Below are 14,664 nucleotides of genomic sequence, written 5' to 3' on the forward strand. Positions count from 1 at the left end.
CGCCCCTTTTCCGGTGATGACTGCAGTCGTTCTTAGATGAAGGCGTCGGGCACGGCGGCTTTGCGGGTGGCAACGAAAGCCTCAAGCGCCTCGCGGGTGCCGGGGTCGATCTCGGGCGGCTGGTAGTCTGCCAGCTGCTTTTTCACCCGCTCGGCAGCCAGTGCCTGCGTGTCGCGCGCGCCTTCCTCGGCCCAGGTCTCGAAGGGCTTGTAGTCGAAGAGGTCCGACCGCCAGAACGCCGATTTGAAGTTCGACTGGGTGTGGCTGCAGCCAAGGAAATGCCCGCCCGGACCCACTTCGCGCAGCGCGTCCATCGCCTGACCGTTGGTGTCCATCATCACGCCCTGCGCCAGATGGTGCAGCGTGCCAAGCTGGTCGGCGTCCATCACGAACTTCTCATAGCTGGAAACCAGCCCACCCTCCAGCCAGCCACAGGCGTGCAGCATGAAGTTGACCCCAGCCAGCAGCGCCATGTTCAGGCTGTTGGCCGTCTCGTAAGCCGCCTGCGCGTCGGGCAGTTTCGACCCGCAGAAGCTGCCGCCCGACCGGTAGGGCAAGTTCAGCCGCCGGGCCAACTGCCCCGCGCCATAGGTGATATGCGCGGCTTCGGGTGTGCCAAAGGTCGGCGCGCCGGAGTTCATGTCGATCGAGGTGACGAAGGCGCCAAAGATCACCGGCGCACCGGGGCGCACCAGCTGGGAATAGGCCACGCCCGCCAGCACCTCGGCCAGAACCTGCGTCAGCGTGCCTGCCACCGTGACAGGCGCCATGGCACCACCGACGATGAACGGGCTGATGATCGCCGCCTGATTGGCCTTCGCATAAACCTCAAGCGCGCCCATCATGATGCCGTCAAAGGTCAGGGGCGAGTTGATGTTGATGAGGGAGGTCATCACCGTGTTCTGGTCAACGAAGGCGTCGCCGAACAGGATCTTGGACATCGTCACCGAATCTTCGGCCCGGCTGGGTTCGGTGACCGACCCCATATAGGGCTTGTCCGACAGGACCATGTGGGCAAGCAGCATGTCCAGATGGCGCTTGTTCACCGGGATGTCGGTCGGCTCGCAGACCGTGCCGCCGGAATGGTGCAGCCATTTCGACATGTAGCCCAGCTTCACGAAGTTCTGGAAATCCTCCAGCGTCGCATAGCGCCGCCCGCCTTCGGCATCGCGCACGAAGGGCGGGCCATAGACCGGGGCAAGCACCAGATTACGGCCGCCAACCTCGACGTTACGCTCCGGGTTGCGGGCATGCTGGGTGAAACTGGAGGGGGCCGTCGCGCAGAGTTTCCGCGCCAGACCGCGCGGGATATGCACCCGCTCGCCCTTCACATCGGCACCTGCCGCACGCCACAGGTCCAGCGCACCGGGGTTCTCGACGAAGTTGACGCCAATCTCTTCCAGAACCGTTTCCGCGTTCCATTCGATGATCTGCAGCGCCTCTTCGTTCAGGATCTCGAAGTTCGGGATGTTGCGCTGGATGAAGCGGGCGCTTTCAAAACTGACCGCTGTCCGTTCGGCCCGGCGAGTGGCCCCGCCCCCGCTGCGCGCCCTGCGTCCTGCCACTTCGTTCATGTCCGCCTCCGATCCGGTTTGCCGTCCTTATGCCGCCAAACCGCTGCGCCCCGCGCCCCGTTTCCGTCGCCTGCGAACCAAAAGCGACACGCGACACCCCGGAAAACGACCAGCATTTGCTCTTTGGAAAATACTCCACGGGGGTTTGGGGGTGTGAAACCCCCAATTCCGACCTCTGCCACCCCTTGCGCGGGAAGAAGCCTCGCGCTACGCGGGCGCATGACCCAGGCACATGACCGTCTTCTCATCATCGACTTCGGCAGCCAGGTGACGCAGCTGATCGCGCGCCGCCTGCGTGAGTTGAATGTCTATTGCGAAATCCACCCTTACAACCGCGTGGATGACGCCTTCCTTCAGGCCTTTGCCCCCAAGGCGGTGATCTTCTCGGGTGGTCCGGCCAGTGTCTATTGGGACAATGCCCCGATGCCGCCCAAGGGCGTGTTCGACATGGGCGTCCCGATCCTTGGCATCTGCTATGGCCAGCAGGTGATGATGCAATGCCTTGGCGGCCATGTCGAAGGCGGCCATGGCACTGCCGAGTTCGGCAAGGCTTTCGTCACGCCAACCGCTCTGACGCATCCCTTCCTGGCGGGCTGGTTCCCGCCCGAGGCCGGACCGCTGGCGCAGGAACAGGTGTGGATGTCGCACGGCGACCACGTCTCGAAGATCGCGCCGGGGTTCAACGTCTACGGTACCTCGCCCAACGCGCCCTTTGCCATCACCGCTGACCCGACCCGCCACTTCTACGCCGTCCAGTTCCACCCTGAGGTCCACCACACCCCAAAGGGCGCGCAGCTTTACGAAAACTTCGTGCGTCTGGCCGGCTTCAAGGGCGACTGGACGATGGGCGCCTACCGGGAAGAGGCGATCCGCAAGATCCGCGAGCAGGTGGGCGACGCCAAGGTGATCTGCGGCCTGTCGGGCGGGGTGGATTCGTCCGTGGCCGCGGTGCTGATCCATGAAGCGATCGGGGACCAGCTGACTTGCGTCTTCGTCGATCACGGCCTGCTGCGGCTGGGTGAGGCCGAACAGGTTCTGAGCATGTTCCGCGACACCTACAACATCCCGCTGATCCACGCCGACGAATCCGACCTGTTCCTTGGCGCGCTGGAGGGGGTTTCCGACCCCGAGGTCAAGCGCAAGACCATCGGCCGGTTGTTCATCGACGTGTTCCAGAAACACGCCACCGCCGTTGGGGGGGCGAAGTTTCTGGCGCAAGGCACGCTTTATCCCGACGTGATCGAAAGCGTTTCGTTCAGTGGCGGTCCCTCGGTCACGATCAAGAGCCACCACAATGTCGGCGGCCTGCCGGAAAAGATGGGCCTCAAGCTTGTCGAACCCCTGCGCGAGCTTTTCAAGGATGAGGTCCGCGCCTTGGGCCGCGAATTGGGGCTACCCGACAGCTTCATCGGCCGTCACCCGTTCCCCGGCCCCGGCCTTGCGATCCGCTGCCCGGGTGAGATCACGACCGAAAAGCTGGACATCCTGCGCCGCGCCGATGCGGTCTATATCGACCAGATCAGGAAACACGGTCTTTACGATGAAATCTGGCAAGCTTTCGCCGCGATCCTGCCGATGAAGACGGTGGGCGTCATGGGCGACGGGCGCACCTATGATTATGCGCTGGCGCTGCGGGCGGTGACCAGCGTTGACGGGATGACGGCGGATTACTACCCCTTCACCCATGATTTCCTTGGCGAAACCGCCACAAGGATCATCAACGAAGTCAAGGGCATCAACCGCGTGTTCTATGACTGCACGTCAAAGCCGCCGGGGACGATCGAGCTGGAGTGATCGTCGTCCCGCGGTCGCGCTAGACCTGCCGACCGTTTCCGGCAGGTCGCCACAGAAGCCGACTAGAACCGCCCACGAACCGCCGTTTCGGTCAAAGACCGGCGCTGGCTGGCGACTTCGCGCGCGCGCAGGCCTTCCGGCAATTGCTCCGCCGCGCCCTGATAGCCAAGGGCCACCACCGCATGCAGGCTGTGACCTTCGGGCAGTGCCACCGCAGCGGCCGTGGCAGCGACGTCAAAGCCCCCCATCGCGTGGGCGACAAGACCCATCGACTGCGCCTGCAGGGCCATGCTCATCCACGCGGCCCCAGCGTCGAACGTGGCCCAGCGGTTGGCCGCTTCCGTGCCGTCTTTGCCCATGGCAAAGTCCTTTGACGCGACCACCACAAGCGCTGCCGCCCTGCCCGCCCAGTCGCGGTTGAACGGTGCCAGCGCGTCATGGATCGCCTGAAATCCGGCATCGCCGCGCAGCGCCCAGACAAAGCGCGCCGGTTGATGGTTTGATGCCGAGGGTGCCCAACGGGCGGCTTCCAGCACGGTCAGCACATCGCCTTCGGCAAGCGTACGGTCACTGAATGACCGCGGCGACCAGCGCGACAGAAACTGTTCCGCGACCGGATGGTCAGGCTGGCGGCCACGGACAAGATCAAGCGACATCAGATGTTCCTTCGTGTCGGTCGTCAGATCGACAACCGTAACGTTGAGGTAGGTCGCAAAGCCCAGAAGGCCAATGGTCGCCCGCCGCAGGCCATCTGTTTGCCGGTGCACAGGCCCCAGCCCCCGACTGGGCCCGATGAGGTCTGGGAAGGAATAGCTGACTTACGCCCCTGCCCTGCCCAAGCTAGTCCTGCGCCGGTCACCCCAATGGAGGCCAAAGATGCGCCACACCCTGCCCGCCACGCTTATCGCCTGTTTTTTGGCAACCAGTGCCCATGCCGGGTGCAGGGAGAACTTTGCCGTCCTTGGTCTGCCGCTGCTCAGCCAGATCGAATACCGCACGCAGGAAACCTATCGGGGCCTGGGCCAGACCACTGCCGCCAAGCGCATCGCCGCGCGGCTGCAAGCCGAAGGCTATGCCCGCGTCCGCCGCTCGGGAGGTGTGGTGACGGCCTTGCAGGAAACCTCAGGCTCTGGCCGCCCGCAGGAATTGCGCTTCATCATCACCGAAAAGTCGGGAAAAACGACGATCGAGGCGATCTTCACCATCCAGCAGGGTCAGGTCGCCCAGAACCGCGTGGTGCGCAATGAACTCTGCCGCTTGATCGGGACTGCCGCGGGCTGACCGGCCACACTGGACAAACGTCGCGGCGGGCGGCAAGTCTGGCGCGATGAGCACGCCCGACAGCCCCCCGCACCGACCTTTGGCCGCCGCCCTGTGGATGATCGGGGCGATTGCGGCGTTCTCTTCGATGGCCGTGGCCACGCGCCAGATCAACGGCGCGCATGACACGTTCGAAATCCTTGCCTATCGGTCGATGATCGGCTGGGCGATTGTTGTGGCGGTTGCAGCAGCCATGGGCCAGTTGCGGCGGATCCGCACCGACCGGCTGGGCAGCCACGTAGTGCGCAATGTGTTCCACTTTTCCGGCCAAGCGCTGTGGTTCTGGGCGATCACCATGATCCCGCTGGCGCAGGTCTTCGCGCTGGAGTTCACCTCGCCGATCTGGGTGATCCTGCTGTCGCCGCTGGTGCTGGGGGAACAGCTGACCCGCCGCAAGCTCTTGGCGGCGGCCTTCGGGTTCTGCGGCATTCTGATCGTCGCAAGGCCCGATTTCGGCCAGCTTGACCTTGGCGTCGTGGCCGCGACCGGTGCCGCCTTCTTCTTTGCCGCCACCACGCTGATGACCAAAGCCCTGACCAAGGGCGAGGCGATTGTCGGCATCCTGTTCTGGCTGACGCTGATGCAGGCGGTGTTCGGGTCCGTCGCCATGTTGGCCGACGGCCAAGTGGCGCTGCCCACGCTGGCCACCCTGCCATGGCTGACGCTGATCGGCATCGCGGGCGTCACGGCCCATCTGTGCCTGACCTCGGCCCTGTCACTGGCCCCTGCAAGCACCGTCGTGCCGGTGGACTTTGCCCGCCTGCCCGTCATCGCCGCCATCGGGGCGATCTTTTACGCCGAACCGGTCGAGGCGACGCTGTTCGTCGGGGCTGGGCTGATCTTTCTTGGGATCTGGATCAACCTGCGGGGAAACGTCTCATCCTTGCCACAGGCGATTTCCGTCACAAAACCGTGACGCCGCGTCATTGATTGACCGGGGTCACCCCTACACATAGCGTTCTGTGCAGGGAAAATCCTTTATCCGGGGATGAGGAAAATGAAACGCATACTGACATCGGCGGCCGCCTTGGCCGCAGCGGTTACAACCGCAAACGCAGGCGGGGTCGAGCGGTCGGTTCAGTCTGTGGCCATCCTGTTCGAACAGGGTCGCTATGCCGAACTGAGCTTTGGGACCTTCTCACCCGACGTCAGCGGCAGCGTTGGCCCCGGCGGTGCGCTGCGGTCGGGCGACATGTCGTCGACCTACAATACGGCCAGCTTTGGCTACAAGATGGCGATCAACGACAATCTGGACTTTGCGCTGATCCTTGACCAGCCCATCGGCGCCGACGTGTCCTATCCGCGCAGCAGCGGCTACCCGCTGCAGGGCACGACCGCAGACCTAAGCTCCAGCGCGATCACCGGTCTGATGCGCTATCGGTTTGAAAACAACGTCTCGGTCATCGGTGGTCTGCGGGCGCAATCGGTGAAGGGAACGGTGAACATCATTGCACCGGGCCTTGGTCTGGCCAACTATGGCCTTGAAACCAGCCGCGAGATGGATTTCGGCTATGTCGTCGGCATCGCGTGGGAAAAGCCGGAAATCGCCGCCCGCATCGCGCTGACCTACAATTCAGCCATCACGCACGACCTGGATTCGACCGAAACCGGCCTGGCGCTCATTCCGCTGAACGGGTCTTTTGAGACCGAGGTGCCGCAATCGGTGAACCTGGAATTCCAGACCGGTATTGCCGAGGACACGCTGCTGTTCGGGTCGATCCGCTGGGTTGAATGGTCCGCCTTCGACATCTCGCCCCCGATCTACAGCGGCCCCGGTGTCGTGGGCGAACCGCTGGTCAGCTATGCCAGCAACCGGGTGACCTACAATCTGGGCATCGGACGTCGGTTCAACGAAAACTGGTCCGGCGCCATCACTGTCGGCTATGAAGACGCCGATGGCGAAGTGACAGGCAACCTTGGCCCGACCGATGGTTTCGCCAGCGTGGGCCTTGCCGCAACCTACACCTTGGACAAGCTGAAGATCACCGGCGGCATCCGCTATGTCGACATCGGGGATGCGACGACCTCGATCGGCGCGAACTTCGAAGGCAACAGCGGCGTCGGCGTCGGCATCCGCGTCGGCTATACGTTCTGATCCTGCCTGGCTGACACTCCAAACCCCGCCCCTTCATCCGGGCGGGGTTTTTCGTTGTCTTGGCCCATGGGCGCGGCTAACACGGGGGCCGAAGAGGTGACGCGATGATCCATCAGACCGGCAAGGACTATCTGGCCGCGCCGCGCAAGCGGGTGCTCCTGTACGGCATGTCGGGCTTGGGCAAGACCCATCTGGCCACCATGCTGCGCGATCAGGGGTCTTGGTTCCACTATTCGGTCGATTACCGGATCGGCACGCGCTACATGAACGAATTCATCGCTGACAACTTCAAGCGCGAGGCGATGAAGGTTCCGCTGCTGCGCGAACTTCTGATGACTGACAGCGTCTACATCGCGTCAAACATCACCTTCAACAACTTGGCCCCGCTGTCGACCTACCTTGGCAAGCCGGGCGATCCCGCCAAGGGGGGCGTGCCCTTCGCCGAATACATGAAGCGGCAGGATCAGCACCGCCAGGCCGAGATTGCCGCGATGCTGGACACCGCCCATTTTATGGAACGCGCGGACGAAATCTACGGCTATCCGAACTTTGTCTGCGACACCTCCGGTTCGATCTGCGAGGTGGTGGACCCCGATGACGCGGCCGACCCGGTGATGCGGCAACTGTCCGAAACACTGCTGCTGGTCTGGATCGAGGGGTCAAATGACCACACGGCCGAGCTTGTCCGCCGCTTTGACCGCGCGCCAAAGCCGATGTACTACCAGCCGGACTTTCTTCATGCGATGTGGGAGGAATATCGCGCAACCCATTCCGTCAGCGAGGAAACCTGCGACCCCGACCACTTCGTCCGCTGGACCTATGCCCGCGCCCTTGCGCACCGCCAGCCGCGCTATGCCGCGATGGCGCGCTGGGGGGTGTCCGTCACGGCGGAAGAGGTGGCCATGGTCAAGGACGCCGCCGGCTTTGATGCGCTGATCGCCCGGGCCATCGACCGCAAGGCTTGAAGCCGCTGGAAGCCTCGCATACCTACGCCCCCTTCAAGGAACCGACCCGACATGCCGATCAAGCTGCCCGAGACCCTGCCCGCCTTCGACGTTCTGCGGAACGAAGGCGTCATGGTCATGTCGCCCGAACGGGCGGCACGGCAGGACATCCGGCCGTTGCAGATCGGCCTGCTCAACCTGATGCCGAAAAAGATCCAGACGGAAAACCAGTTCGCCCGCCTGATCGGTGCCACGCCCTTGCAGATCGACCTGCACCTGATCCGCATGTCCGAACACCAGACCAAGAACACCGCCGCCGAGCATATGGAAGCCTTCTACCGCCCGTTTCAGGAGGTGAAGGATCAGAAGTTTGACGGCCTGATCATCACCGGCGCGCCCATCGAGCACCTGCCCTTTGAGGACGTCACCTATTGGGACGAACTCTGCGAGGTGATGGACTGGACCCAGACCAACGTGCAATCCACCTTCGGCGTCTGCTGGGGCGGGATGGCGATGATCAACCACTTCCACGGCGTGCAGAAACACATGCTGCCCGCCAAGGCCTTCGGCTGCTTCCGCCACCGCAACCTGTGCCCGACGTCCCCCTATCTGCGCGGATTTTCCGATGACTTCGTGATCCCCGTCAGCCGCTGGACCGAGATGAAACAGGCCGAGATCGATCAGGCCACCGGTCTGAAGACCCTCCTCGGGTCAGACGAGGTTGGCCCCTGTCTGGTTGAGGATGCCGCACATCGCGCGCTCTATATCTTCAACCACTTCGAATATGACAGCGACACGCTGAAACAGGAATATGACCGCGACATCGCCGCCGGGACGCCGATCAATGTGCCGCTCAACTACTACGAAGGTGACAATCCCGCGATGCCACCCCTGAACCGGTGGAGAAGCCACGCCCACCTGCTATATGGCAACTGGATCAACGAGATATACCAGAGCACGCCATATGAGATTGCCGAGATTGGCCACTAGCCTCCTGCTTGCAGCCGTAGCGGTTGCCGGCGTCACCCAGTGGCGCGCCTCGGCGCGCGAGGCTGCGGTGATGGCGGCCTACCCTCCGACCGGGCAGTTCGTCACCGTGGATGGCCTACGCCTGCACTATGAGATGGCCGGCAGCGGCCCTGACTTGGTGATGATCCACGGCGCGTCGGGGTCATTGCGCGATCTGACCTTTGCCCTGCGCGATCAACTGACCGACCGGTTCCGCGTGATCGTGGTGGACCGCCCCGGTCTGGGCCATTCCGACCCGTTGCCGGACACCAGCCTTCTGGCGCAGGCGCGGGTGATCAAAGCGGGCGTCGCGCAGCTTGGCGTGACCGATCCCGTCGTGCTGGGCCAAAGCTACGGCGGCGCGGTCGCCTTGGCCTGGGCACTGGACGGCGGCCCAAGGGCGCTGGTTCTGGTGGGCAGCCCCTCGATGCCCTGGCCGGGCAAGCTTGATCCTTGGTATCGCCTGACCTCAACCGCCGTCGGGCGGGCGCTTGTGATCCCGCTGGCATCGGCCTTCGTGCCGCAATCCTATGTCTCAGCCGCCACCACCGCTGTCTTCGCCCCGGACCCGGTCCCCCCCGGGTATGAGGCGCATCTTGGCACCGCAATGGCCCTGCGCCGCCCGTCACTGGCCGTCAACACCGCCCAGATCAACGCCCTGCGCGCCGAACTGGTGACGATGGAGCCGCGCTATCCGACCCTCACCCTGCCCGTGGAACTGATCCACGGCACGGCCGACACCATCGTGCCGCTCACCATCCACTCCGGCCCGCTGTCGCAGCTTTTGCCCAACGTGCGCCTGACCACGATCGACGGTGCAGGCCATATGCCACACCACAGCCACAGCGCGGCTGTCATCGCCGCGATTGACCGCGCCGCATTGCGCTGACCGGCCCAATCGCCATACTGGCGCCAAAACCGGGAGGCCGACATGACCCTACCTTTCGACGGCGCCATCAGCCGCTACCTCCGCGAAGGCGCCCCTGCCGCCGTCCGCAAAGCCATCGAGGGGGCCGGCAAGGATGACATCCTGACCAAGTCCTATCCCTACCAGGAGGAGATGAAGGGCAAGGCCTACGACCAGCATATGGACCTGCTGCAGATCGAACTTGCCAAGATGCAGGCCGCGATCAAGACCACCGGCCAGCGGGTGATCGTGGTCTTCGAAGGCCGCGATGCGGCGGGCAAGGGCGGTACTATCAAGGCCGTGACTGAAAACATGAACCCGCGGCAAGCCTATGTCGTGGCCCTGCCAAAACCGACGGAACGTGAAAGCCAGCAATGGTATTTCCAGCGCTACGTCGACTGGTTCCCCGCCAAAGGCGAAATCGCCCTGTACGACCGCAGCTGGTACAACCGTGCGATGATCGAGCATGTTTTCGGCTTCTGCACCCCGGCCGAACGCACGAAGTTCTTTCGCCAACTGCCTGAATTCGAACAGATGATCGCCGATGAAGGGATCATCTTCCTGAAGATCTGGCTTGAGGTCGGCCGTGCCGAGCAGCTCCGCCGCTTTCTCGCCCGCGAGGCGGATCTGCTGAAACAGTGGAAGCTGTCGAAGATCGACGTCGACGGGCTGGCAAAGTGGGACGACTATTGCGCCGCGATCGACGAGACCATGGCCAAAACCAGCTTCGGCCACGCGCCATGGACCGTGATCTTGTCGGATGACAAGAAACGCGCCCGCATCGCGGCGGTGCAGACCCTGCTGAGTGCCGTGGACTACGCCAGCAAGGACAAGGCGGCGATCGGCAAGATCGACGACAAGATTTGCGGCGGACCCGATTTGCGCAAGCCAGACTGATGAAGCGCGGCTATCACCACGGCAACCTGCGCCAGGCCTTGGTCGAGGCGGCGCTGGCGCTGATCGTCGACAAGGGCCCGCAAGGCTTTACCCTGTCCGAAGCCGCCAAGGCCGCCGATGTGACCCCCGCCGCCGTCTACCGGCACTTTGCCGGGCGTGACGACCTCTTGGCCGAGGTTGCGCGTCAGGGCTTTGACATCTTCGCCGCCCTGCTGGAATACGCCTATGACGATGGCCGCCCCACTGCCCTTGCGGCGTTCGAAGCGACCGGCCGCGCCTACCTTGCCTTCGCCCGCAAATATCCGGGCCACTATCAGGCGATGTTCGAAAGCGGGCTGCAACCGGGCCAGCATCCTGACCTTGCCAGCGTCTCGTCCAAGGCCCGCGCAACGATGGACCGCGCCGCCGACAATCTGTCCAAGGCGCTGCCCGCGGAACGGCGCCCCCGGCAAGCATGATCTCAGCCCATGTCTGGGCCACAAGCCACGGTGTGGTGGAGCTGTTCCTGCGCGGCAATGGCGGCCCGCAACCATGGGCCCCCGAAGACCTGCTGGAAACCGGCATCGGGATCTATCTGCGCGGCCTGGGCCTGATCCCCCCCGACCGGTGATCTTGCAGAGCGGCGTGCCGCCGCACGCCTTTCCCCTCGTCAGCGCGCAGGGCGCGCTTCCTCAGCCGATGGGGGCATTCTGCCCCCAAACCCCCTGAGAGTATTTGAAAAAGAGCAAGCACAATTGCTCTTTTCCAAATACTCCCGCGCGGCGCGCAGAACCGAGCCGGTTGGCGCTTGCGCCAGAGGCGAGACAAAGGCTTGCAGCCGCGCGCGCATGCGCGGCTGCGCGATTTGCGACATCAGCGGAAGAGAACCAGCGCTGACGGGCTCCAGGCCACCCGCACTTTGGTGCCCACGTCCAGCACCGGGCGGCCGGGCACGTTGCGCATCGACAGGCGGACTTCCACATCTGTGCCGCCAAGGTAGACGTCGTAATAGGTCATGTCGCCGAAGTAGATCACCTCGTCGATCACGCCATCCGTCTCGCGTTCGGTCGCCTTCTGGTCGTCGTAAAGCAGCGTCAGCGTTTCTGGGCGCAGGCCCACGACCGGGCTTTCCCCCGCCGCCTGCGGCGCTTGCGAGATGTCCAGCGCCACGCGGCCCAGGCCCTTGGCGTCCACCTCGACCTTGTCGCCCGCTTCGGACAGGATCGTGGCGGGGATGAAGTTCATCGTGCCGATGAAATCCGCGACCTTCTTCGTGGCCGGGCGGCGGTACAGCGTTTCGGGGTCGGCCAATTGGGCAATCTCGCCCTCGAACATCACGGCAATCCGGTCGGACATGACCAGCGCCTCTTCCTGGTCATGCGTCACAAGGATGAAGGTGATGCCGACCTGCCGCTGCAGCTTGATCAGTTCGACCTGCATATGTTCGCGCATCTTCTTGTCCAAGGCGCTGAGCGGTTCGTCCAGCAGCAGCACCTTCGGCTTCAGGATCAGTGCGCGGGCCAACGCCACCCGCTGCCGCTGGCCGCCCGACAGCGCATGGGCTGCCCGAGCGCCATAGCCCTTGAGCCCCACCATCTCCAGCGCTTCGGCCACGGCCTTGGCCTTTTCGTCCTTGGACCGCGGGTCCTTGCGCAGGCCAAAGCCCACGTTTTCGGCCACGCTCATATGCGGGAAGATCGCATAGCTTTGGAACACCATGTTGGTCGGGCGCACGTTTGCAGGCACCCCGGCCATCGACTTGCCGTCGATCATCACCACACCCGAGGAGATATCCTCGAACCCGGCGATGGTGCGCAGCAGCGTGGTCTTGCCACAGCCCGATGGCCCGAGGAGCGAGAAGAACTCCCCCGCCCGGATCGTGCCGTTGATGCCCCGCAGCGCGTGGTAATCGCCATAATACTTATGGACGTCCTTGAACTCGATCATCGTGGGCCGGTCGTCAGAAAATGTCACAGGAAGCCTCCGGAATCTTTGCCACCCGCCTTGGCGATGCCGCGGCGGCGGAAGTACTCGGCAATGCCAAGCAGGATGATCGAGAGCAGGACAAGCAGCGTCCCCAGCGCCAGCATGGATGGCACTTTGGCCGGGAAACGGAACTGCCCGAAGATGTAGACCGACAGGATCGGCTGACCCGAGCCGAGGAAGTTTGCGATGATGAATTCGTCAAACGAGATGGTGAAGCAGATCAGGAACGACGCAAGGATCCCGGGCATCACCAGCGGCAGCACGATCAGCCGGAAGGTGGACAGCGGGGTTTCCCCCAGATCCAGCGCCGCCTCTTCCAGCGACCGGTCCAGCGACTGGAAGGCCGAAGTCAGGATCGCCACGGCAAAGGGCGTACAGATCAGCACCTGCCCAAGGATCACCGTGAACAGGGACAGCGGAATGCCGATCGACAGCAGCACCACCAGCAGCGCCATCGCCACGATCATCTCGGGCAGGACCAAGGGCAGCATGACCATGCCCAGGATCGGCCCCTTCCCCGGGAACCGGTAGCGGACCGAGGCGCGCGCTGCGAAGATCCCCAGCACCGTGGATATCGACGCCACCGACAGCGCGATGATCAGGCTGTTCTTCGCGGCATTGCGCAGGTTCTGGTCGGCCAGCATTTCGTTGAACCACTGCAGCGTGAAGCCGTTCAGCGGGAAGGCCACGACCCGGCTGTCGTTGAAGGCAAAGATCGGCAACAGGATGATCGGGCCATACAGAAACAGCAGGTAGAACAGCGTGTAGCTGCGCAGCAGAGGCGCCTTCTTCATTTCTGCCCCCCGATGAACCGACGGTTGAGCAGCACAAAGACCACGCTGACGATGCCCACCATCAGCATCGAGGCCACGGCAAAGGCCGACCCTTGTGCAAAGTTGTTCAGCTTCAGCAGCTGCGTTTCAATCAGGTTGGCGATCATCGGCTCCTTGCCGTCGCCCACCAGTTCCGGCGTGACATAGTCACCCACCGTCGGGATGAAGACGATCAGCGCCGCCGCGATCACCCCCGGCATCGACAGGGGCAGCGTCACCCGCAGGAAGGTGACCCAGCGGCTTTCACCAAGGTCTTGACCTGCCTCCAGCAGGCTGCGGTCCACCTTCTCCAGACTGACAAAGATCGGCAGCACCGCAAAGGGCGCATAGGCGTGCGCCAGAACGATGATGATCGACAGGATCGAATAGCTGGCGACGTTCAACGGCTCCAGCCCGATTGCCGCCAATGCGGAATCAAGCACCCCGCCAAAGCCAAGGATGACGAACCACAGGCTGACGCGGATGATGTAGCTGGTCCAGAACGGGATGGTGATCAGAAACAGCCACAGGCTTTTGCGTTCCGGCTTCACATGGAAGCTGACGAAATAGGCCACCGGATAGGCCAGCAGCACCGTGGCGAAGGTCACCACCAGCGCCACCATGAGCGATTTGAACATGATGTAGCCGTAGACCGGGCGCGACCACAGTTCGGCGTAGTTTTCGGCGGTGATCGGCAGGGACACGCTGCCCCGCGCGCCGGTCATCACCGAATAGACCAGAACCGTCGCCAAAGGCACGGCAAGCAGCAGGATCACATAAAGGGCGGTCGGACTGATCAGCTTCAGGCCAGCCCTGGCTTCCGAATTCGGCGTTTGCGCCATCTTGCCCCCTTGTGTGCCCACGGAGTTCTCCCCGCGATGCAAGTCTTGTCGTTTGATCAAAACTAGCCGCGTTGCCCAGCTTTAGGCAAGAGGTGCATCATCGCCATGCAAAAGCAACCCCGAAGCATGGGGGCAAGACCGCTCAATGCCGCCGGATCGGTCAGCCTGCGACACGCTCGATGGCGATTGCCCGCTTTTTCAACTCATCATAAAGGGTCGGGATCACGCGCAACGACCCGACCGCCACCCGCAGCGCCTCGGAAATCCGGGCCTCAGAGGGGTCGGTCGAGGCGACGCGCCAGATCATCCGCCGCGTCACGCCATCGTCGTACACAATCTCGGTGGTTCCGGTCCGCGTCTTGCGCCAACCAAGGAAATCCGCGCCGCCATGCGGCGCGTGAAAGGTGGATTGAAGTCCCATTTTCGGGCTCTCTTTTTTATCTGCTCTGCGGCGGAGTGTCCGTCACGTCAGGGCCATCGGTCAACTCCCGCCATTGGCAATTCCG

The 14,664-nt window shown here is 63.4% G+C and carries 14 protein-coding genes and 1 pseudogene; 9 read left to right on the plus strand and 6 right to left on the minus strand.

Annotation, left to right across the window (positions count from 1 at the left end; translation table 11 throughout):
* Window positions 1–32: 32 nt before the first annotated feature.
* Window positions 33–1,574 carry a trimethylamine methyltransferase family protein gene (locus EI545_RS01850; protein ID WP_125323883.1) on the minus strand — a complete coding sequence of 514 codons (1,542 nt, stop codon included), beginning with the start codon at window positions 1,572–1,574 and terminating at the stop codon, window positions 33–35.
* Window positions 1,575–1,793: 219 nt separating this feature from the next.
* On the opposite strand from EI545_RS01850, the gene guaA reads away from it, so the two are divergent.
* On the plus strand, window positions 1,794–3,368 hold the full coding sequence (gene guaA, locus EI545_RS01855) for a glutamine-hydrolyzing GMP synthase (RefSeq protein ID WP_125323884.1): 1,575 nt from the start codon (window positions 1,794–1,796) through the stop codon (window positions 3,366–3,368).
* Window positions 3,369–3,430: 62 nt separating this feature from the next.
* On the opposite strand, the gene EI545_RS01860 is transcribed toward guaA, so the two are convergent.
* Entirely contained in the window at window positions 3,431–4,135 is a 705-nt protein-coding gene (locus EI545_RS01860; protein ID WP_125323885.1) for a nitroreductase family protein, read from the minus strand.
* 109 nt (window positions 4,136–4,244) lie between these two features.
* On the opposite strand from EI545_RS01860, the gene EI545_RS01865 reads away from it, so the two are divergent.
* The 8 genes and pseudogenes from EI545_RS01865 to EI545_RS01900 all read left to right on the plus strand — a co-directional run bounded on the left by EI545_RS01865 (window position 4,245) and on the right by EI545_RS01900 (window position 11,149).
* Window positions 4,245–4,649, plus strand: coding sequence for a hypothetical protein (locus EI545_RS01865; RefSeq protein WP_125323886.1), 405 nt, complete (start codon window positions 4,245–4,247; stop codon window positions 4,647–4,649).
* A gap of 46 nt (window positions 4,650–4,695) precedes the next feature.
* Window positions 4,696–5,604 carry a DMT family transporter gene (locus EI545_RS01870; protein ID WP_216842474.1) on the plus strand — a complete coding sequence of 303 codons (909 nt, stop codon included), beginning with the start codon at window positions 4,696–4,698 and terminating at the stop codon, window positions 5,602–5,604.
* 81 nt (window positions 5,605–5,685) lie between these two features.
* Window positions 5,686–6,783, plus strand: coding sequence for an outer membrane protein transport protein (locus EI545_RS01875; RefSeq protein WP_125323887.1), 1,098 nt, complete (start codon window positions 5,686–5,688; stop codon window positions 6,781–6,783).
* A 104-nt stretch (window positions 6,784–6,887) separates the two neighbouring features.
* On the plus strand, window positions 6,888–7,748 hold the full coding sequence (locus EI545_RS01880; RefSeq protein ID WP_125323888.1) for an ATPase: 861 nt from the start codon (window positions 6,888–6,890) through the stop codon (window positions 7,746–7,748).
* Between the two features lie 51 nt (window positions 7,749–7,799).
* Window positions 7,800–8,717, plus strand: a complete 918-nt coding sequence (metA, locus tag EI545_RS01885) for a homoserine O-acetyltransferase MetA (protein ID WP_125323889.1) — start codon at window positions 7,800–7,802, stop codon at window positions 8,715–8,717.
* Window positions 8,707–9,624 (plus strand): alpha/beta fold hydrolase, encoded by a 918-nt coding sequence (locus tag EI545_RS01890; protein ID WP_245990236.1) that lies wholly within the window; start codon window positions 8,707–8,709, stop codon window positions 9,622–9,624. Before metA ends, EI545_RS01890 begins: the two co-directional genes overlap by 11 nt.
* Window positions 9,625–9,666: 42 nt before the next feature.
* On the plus strand, window positions 9,667–10,539 hold the full coding sequence (gene ppk2, locus EI545_RS01895) for a polyphosphate kinase 2 (RefSeq protein WP_125323891.1): 873 nt from the start codon (window positions 9,667–9,669) through the stop codon (window positions 10,537–10,539).
* Window positions 10,536–11,149, plus strand: a pseudogene (locus EI545_RS01900) (TetR/AcrR family transcriptional regulator). Before ppk2 ends, EI545_RS01900 begins: the two are co-directional and overlap by 4 nt.
* A 242-nt stretch (window positions 11,150–11,391) precedes the next feature.
* Here the strand turns inward: EI545_RS01900 and EI545_RS01905 are convergent.
* The 4 genes from EI545_RS01905 to EI545_RS01920 form a co-directional block, all read right to left on the minus strand.
* Window positions 11,392–12,465 (minus strand): ABC transporter ATP-binding protein, encoded by a 1,074-nt coding sequence (locus tag EI545_RS01905; protein WP_174258184.1) that lies wholly within the window; start codon window positions 12,463–12,465, stop codon window positions 11,392–11,394.
* A 23-nt stretch (window positions 12,466–12,488) separates the two neighbouring features.
* Complete coding sequence (locus EI545_RS01910; RefSeq protein ID WP_125323894.1) at window positions 12,489–13,298, minus strand: ABC transporter permease; 810 nt, start codon at window positions 13,296–13,298, stop codon at window positions 12,489–12,491.
* The gene (locus tag EI545_RS01915; RefSeq protein WP_125323895.1) at window positions 13,295–14,158 is read right to left on the minus strand and encodes an ABC transporter permease; all 864 of its coding nucleotides are present in this window, start codon (window positions 14,156–14,158) and stop codon (window positions 13,295–13,297) included. Before EI545_RS01915 ends, EI545_RS01910 begins: the two co-directional genes overlap by 4 nt.
* A 160-nt stretch (window positions 14,159–14,318) precedes the next feature.
* Window positions 14,319–14,579: a hypothetical protein gene (locus tag EI545_RS01920; protein ID WP_125323897.1), complete on the minus strand. Its 261-nt coding sequence runs from the start codon at window positions 14,577–14,579 to the stop codon at window positions 14,319–14,321.
* Between the last annotated feature and the right edge of the window lie 85 nt (window positions 14,580–14,664).

The organism is Tabrizicola piscis (genome assembly GCF_003940805.1).
In the GTDB taxonomy this organism is placed as follows: Bacteria; Pseudomonadota; Alphaproteobacteria; order Rhodobacterales; family Rhodobacteraceae; genus Tabrizicola; species Tabrizicola piscis.